General features: G+C 40.7%; 4 protein-coding genes, 1 pseudogene and 1 other annotated feature. Of the genes and pseudogenes, 3 read left to right on the top strand and 2 right to left on the bottom strand.

Going from position 1 to position 5,385, the window contains the following annotated elements:
* Nucleotides 1–356: 356 nt before the first annotated feature.
* Nucleotides 357–1,259 (top strand): tRNA modification radical SAM protein MnmL/YtqA, encoded by a 903-nt coding sequence (locus BLR42_RS21730; RefSeq protein WP_091873715.1) that lies wholly within the window; start codon nt 357–359, stop codon nt 1,257–1,259.
* On the opposite strand, the gene BLR42_RS21725 is transcribed toward BLR42_RS21730, so the two are convergent.
* Nucleotides 1,256–2,074 (bottom strand): TrmH family RNA methyltransferase, encoded by an 819-nt coding sequence (locus BLR42_RS21725; protein ID WP_091873712.1) that lies wholly within the window; start codon nt 2,072–2,074, stop codon nt 1,256–1,258. The genes BLR42_RS21730 and BLR42_RS21725 overlap by 4 nt on opposite strands.
* Nucleotides 2,075–2,180: 106 nt before the next feature.
* Between BLR42_RS21725 and BLR42_RS21720 the strand changes: the two genes are divergently transcribed.
* Nucleotides 2,181–3,107: a phosphatase PAP2 family protein gene (locus BLR42_RS21720; RefSeq protein ID WP_091873710.1), complete on the top strand. Its 927-nt coding sequence runs from the start codon at nt 2,181–2,183 to the stop codon at nt 3,105–3,107.
* Nucleotides 3,108–3,121: 14 nt separating this feature from the next.
* Nucleotides 3,122–4,642 (top strand): hypothetical protein, encoded by a 1,521-nt coding sequence (locus BLR42_RS21715; protein ID WP_091873707.1) that lies wholly within the window; start codon nt 3,122–3,124, stop codon nt 4,640–4,642.
* A gap of 60 nt (nt 4,643–4,702) precedes the next feature.
* Nucleotides 4,703–4,927, top strand: a binding site (T-box leader).
* A gap of 269 nt (nt 4,928–5,196) precedes the next feature.
* Here BLR42_RS21715 and BLR42_RS23415 read toward each other — a convergent pair.
* Nucleotides 5,197–5,385, bottom strand: a pseudogene (locus tag BLR42_RS23415) (IS110 family transposase); the annotation flags it as partial.

Below are 5,385 nucleotides of genomic sequence, written 5' to 3'. Positions count from 1 at the left end.
TATTTTGACCATTAACTATTAAATTCCGAGGTTTCTGCGGAGCAGAAACTTCCATTTCATAATAAAAAAAGCCGGAGTTCTGCGTAGTTGGATGACATTCATACCTACCATCATTAGGGGTGGAATTCACTAACTCTTAACAGGACAACGTGAACTCGACTTCTGATTGTCATACGCATTTTTCCGACTTTTGTGCTATTATAGCCGTAAATGTGGATAAAAATCCATCATTTTTGTAAAAAGAAAACTCCACCCCGTGGAATTTACTCCTACAAGGTGGAATTTACTCTTACAAAGTGGAATTAACTATTACAAGTCACCTAATATGAAAATACGCAAAAAGAAGAGTATTGATAATGGCTATCAGGTTATCCGATTATTTAAAAAATAAATATGGCGAGAAGGTTTACAGACTATCTCTGACTTCAGGCTGCACATGTCCGAACAGAGACGGAAGCATTGTTTTACCTGACGGAACACATCTTACAGGAGGCTGTACCTTTTGTTCGGAGGGTGGCTCCGGAGAGTTTGCGGCTGAAATTGCTTCTGTGGATGAACAGATAGAAGATGCCAAAAGACGAATACAAAATAAAACAGATGCGAGGAAGTTCATAGCATATTTTCAGTCATATACCAATACCTATGGAGATGTAGAAAGGCTAAAAAAGCTGTATCTTGAGACAATCCAAAGAGAAGACATTGAGATTCTCTCTATAGGGACAAGGCCTGACTGTCTTGGAAGTGAAGTGCTTCAAATGATTAGGGAGCTAAGGGAGATAAAACCTGTGTGGATTGAGCTGGGGCTACAGACGATTCATGAGGAAACTGCTGAGCATCTTCACAGGGGATATACTCTAGAGGTATTTGAGGAAGCATATAAAAATCTGAAAGAGGCAGGTATAGAGGTAATTGTTCATGTTATTTTTGGATTACCCGGTGAGACTAAGGAGGATATGCTGGAAACTGTAGGCTATCTTTCAGATTTGAAGCCTTCGCTTGATGGAATAAAGTTGCAGAATCTGCAGATACTGAAAGGAACTCAGATGTATGAGGAGTACAAAGAGAATCCTTTTCATATTTTGACACTGGATGAACATGCGGAATTAATCTCGGAAAGTCTGAAAATACTTCCCGGAGATACGGTAATCCACAGAATGACCGGAGATGGTCCAAGGCGACTGCTTGTAGAGCCGCTTTGGAGTCTTGATAAAAAGAATGTGCTAAATACCTTAAACAGAAGGACAAGAGGACTGCTTTAACGAGACAAGGCCCAGAATGCTACAGCACTGGCAGCAGCTACATTAAGCGAGTCAACGCCATGTGACATAGGAATTTTTACACAATAATCGCAGGCATCTATAGCCTCAGGTAAGAGCCCGTCTCCCTCAGCACCGAGGAATACAGCAAGTTTGTCGGAAGCGGTTATCTTCGGATCGTCTATAGATCTGGAATTATCACGAAGAGCCATGGCCACGGTTGAATAGCCAAGAGCTTTCAAGACGTCCATGCTTCCTGTTTCCGGAAGAAATGTCCAGGGAATCTGGAATATCGTACCCATGCTTACGCGGATTGCGCGGCGATATAAGGGATCGGTACATCCGTGAGAAAAGAGAACAGCGTCCATGGAAAGAGCAGCAGCACTTCTTACGATTGCACCTGCGTTGGTGGGATTAGTCACATTTTCAAGAACGGCTACTCTTCGAGCATCTTTGCAAACCTCGTCTACAGACGGCAGCGGTCTTCTTTTCATAGCACACAGTACCCCGCGAGTGAGGTGAAAACCGGTAATCGATGTGAGAATGCTGTCACTTGCGGAAAATACAGGAACTTCAAAGGGAAGTGATGCAAGTTTTTCTAATACCAAAGAGGCTTCACCTCTGATCTGATTATCTTCGATTAGGACGGAAATCGGCTCATAGCCGGCAATTAAAGCGCGTTCTATTACCTTCGGACTCTCTGCAATAAAAATACCCGGAGCAGGTTCGTTTATACGATAAAGCTGTACTTCGGACTGCTCGCTGTAAATTGAAAGCTCGGCTGATTCGAGATTGGTGGTTTCAATTATTTGAAGCATTTTTTCTCCCTGATCGATAATAAAAAAGTATAACACAAATTGGAAATAGCGGAATTCATCTGATAAAATAGAGAAGTTAATAAGTAATTCAAGGAGATTTTTTCTTATGGGGAATACTTTTTATTTTGGTTTTGAGCCACAGCTGATGGAATGGCTTCAGAACTTTTTCGGAGAGACCGGAGCCGGTTTTATTTCGCACTTTTCTGCGCTTGGAGAAGAGAGCATTCTGCTTTTTGTTTTGGGATTTCTCTACTGGTGTTATGACAAGCAGTTTGGAATCTATATCGGGACAAACGCGGTATTAGGAGGGGTGCTCAATCCTCTGATTAAAAATATTGCACTAAGACTAAGGCCTTATATGGTTCATGAAAACATTAAGTGCTTCAGGCCTGTGGAAAAATCGGGAGCTCTGGATGATATTTCGGCGCAGGGCTACTCTTTTCCGAGTGCTCATTCTATGAACTCGGCAACAGTGTACGGATCACTTGCAGGATATTTGCGGAAGCGTTTAGTCATAATTATAGCTATTATAATTACCTTACTTGTTGGAATATCGAGAGTAGTGGTAGGAGTTCATTATCCTACGGATGTTATGACGGGTTGGGCTGCAGGTATTGTCATTGTATGCATCGTTCCGCTTGTTTATGAAAAGGTCGGAGAAGAGAGACGCTCACTGTTAAATCTTATATTCTTCGCGGTTTCTTCAATTGGCTTTTTCTATTGCAAAACAGCTGATTACTATACAGCAATGGGAGTTATGGCCGGTTTTTATCTGGCTATAGAATTTGAGAAAAGACTTGTTAATTTTGAAGAGACAAGAAAACCGCTTGAAATAATTATAAGGCTTGTGGGAGGAGCGGCTGTTTATCTGGTACTAAATACTGCTCTTAAGCTTCCTTTTTCAAATGAATTTCTTGCATCCAACACCACGGGTGCTTTTATGGTGAGATTCATCAGATACACGATAGTTGTGTTTGTGATGCTTGGTGCTTATCCTATGCTTTTCAAGTTCTTTAAGAAAAAAGAAAACTGAAGCCGGAGATATAAATGAGAGAGTCTGATTATACTATTGAATCGGAATCAAAATATAAATTTAAATGCTGCTTATTGACCGTAATCACGTTGGCACTTATTGTCCCCGTTATCTATATCGCAAGGTATGCCTTTCCCTGGGCGGATGATTTTACTTACGGTGCGTTGCCTCATAGGGCATTTGTCCATACGGGCTCTGTACTTAAGGCTATAGGGGCAGCCTTTGAGGATACGATAGATACATATTTTGGATGGCAGGGGACTTATACCTCCTGCTTTCTGATGGAGCTTCAGCCGGCGGTTTTCAAGACGGAGTTCTATCACCTGACTTCATTTATTATGCTTGGAGCGATATTTTTATCGTACTTTGCACTTTTTAAGGTGATTGGAAAAGATGTCTTAAAAACAGACAGGATGAATTATCCGCTGTTTTTATTGACCTTTCTTATCACTGTTGAACTAGTGGATGGAAAGGCCGAAGGCTTTACCTGGTATAACAGCGCTGTTCATTATACCTTTGGACATGCTTTATTTGTGCTTTTTCTGGCACTTCTTCTGAAGAATTCCTTTATTCGTGAAAAATCCATGCTATTAACAGTGCTTTCATCTCTTGTGGGATTTCTGGCTGCGGGAGTAAATAATATAACTGTTTTTGGCGGACTTCTTTTTATCATCATGGCAGTTTTGTTTGCGCTGTTAAGCCAGCTCCTGTCTGGTGACAAGGACTGCTCACATATTAAAAGAGCGATTATTCCTTCACTGATTTATTTTGTGGGGACAGCCCTGAATCTTCTTTCACCGGGTAATAAAAATCGCATGGCAATGGCAAACTCCGTAAAAAACAGTGTATTTGTCACCGTTAGGAATTCTTTTGTATTGGGATATCATTTTGTTCTTCGTCATATAAGTATTGAAGTACTGGGATTTGCAATTCTCGCAGGAATTCTTATATGGAGAACTTTTCTGGAACTGCAGAAAAGGAATGCGGTAAAGTTCAAGTTTCCTTTGCCGGGTGTGATTACTGTACTTAGCTTTTGCCTTATTTCAGCCTTGTATTCGCCTTTTGCTTATATTGGAAATTCTGAGATTTCAAAAGTATATATAGAAGAGCAGCTCTCGGTTAACAGGGTATCGAATGCGGTTTTCTATGTTTTCATATTGCTTATAGTTCTGAATGTGTTTTATTACACGGGATGGTTTTTTGCAAGAAAACAGCGGGGATATAACAGAACTCTGGTAAGAGCATTAAGTGCGGCAGCAGTTTTTGTGATAGTTGCAGCGTGTATCCGAGTGATAATTCTGTTTCCGGGGAGGTATCTTACATCCTCGGCAATTACGAGTTTGAAGGATAATACAGCGCAGCAGTACGGGGAGATTATGCAGGATAATACGAGAAGACTTACGAGTGATGAGCAGAATGTCGAGATTTTGCCTATAACAGTCGATCCGGATATTCTGTATCCCCATGACGGCTCACCTTATAAAGACGGGGCAGTTTTATTCTATGAAAAGGAAAGCGTTTATTATAATGAATAAAATCGATACATCCTATTGACTTTTTTTAATACTATGAATAAAATAATTTTTAATTGTATAGAAAAAGCTGTGACGAAGACAGTATATATTTATGGAAAGCTTCAGAGAGCCTGCGGATGGTGCGAGTAGGTGCAAGTACAGAATATAGAAAATCACTTCTGAGCTGCATGGCAGAACTTAAGTAAGCCATGACGGAGTCTCCCCGTTACGGAGAATCATATAAAACCGTAAATTCGGGGAGTATGCGTAAACAGGTGGTACAGCGAGTTCAGGCTCGTCCTTTTTTACAAGGACGAGCCTTTTTGCGAGTGAAGCAGAGCCATGCAGAGATTTTTGCTCATGCTTGCATGAAAGCAAAAATCTATATATGGCGAGCAACGCGAACGAGGAAACACGAAGTGTTTTCGAGTTTGTGTCTGGTTCAGGAGCAAATGTAGAAAGCCTACTAATAAAAAGTCAATAGAAAATTGAAGAAAGTTGCAAGTATGAAAAATTGTATGACAAACAAACCGCCATGATTTGCCGGTTTGAAAGACTTGATATTGGACAACTGATTATTGCTCTTGGGATTGTGCTTCGAGTTCTCTGTAATGAGCTTTCACTTTGCCATAGTAAATACGGAGAAACTTATTAGCCCCAGCAGTCATGTAGACATAGTAATTCTTACCTTCAGAGCGTTTTCGGTCAAGGAATTGATATACCGGATCGTTAGCTGGTTTATTCTGAAGGATAGTGCTCATAAG

Origin of the sequence: Butyrivibrio sp. INlla16 (genome assembly GCF_900104155.1) — a bacterium.
GTDB lineage: Bacteria > Bacillota > Clostridia > Lachnospirales > Lachnospiraceae > Butyrivibrio.
Note: the sequence above shows the minus strand (reverse complement) of the source record. Positions and strands in the feature narration are given on the sequence as shown.

Excerpts from the sequence above, each read along its gene's own strand:
- BLR42_RS21725 (WP_091873712.1), bottom strand. The coding sequence starts at position 2,074 with ATGCTTCAAATAATTGAAACCACCAATCTCGAATCAGCCGAGCTTTCA.
- BLR42_RS21720 (WP_091873710.1), top strand. The coding sequence starts at position 2,181 with ATGGGGAATACTTTTTATTTTGGTTTTGAGCCACAGCTGATGGAATGG.
- BLR42_RS21730 (WP_091873715.1), top strand. The coding sequence starts at position 357 with ATGGCTATCAGGTTATCCGATTATTTAAAAAATAAATATGGCGAGAAG.
- BLR42_RS21715 (WP_091873707.1), top strand. The coding sequence starts at position 3,122 with ATGAGAGAGTCTGATTATACTATTGAATCGGAATCAAAATATAAATTT.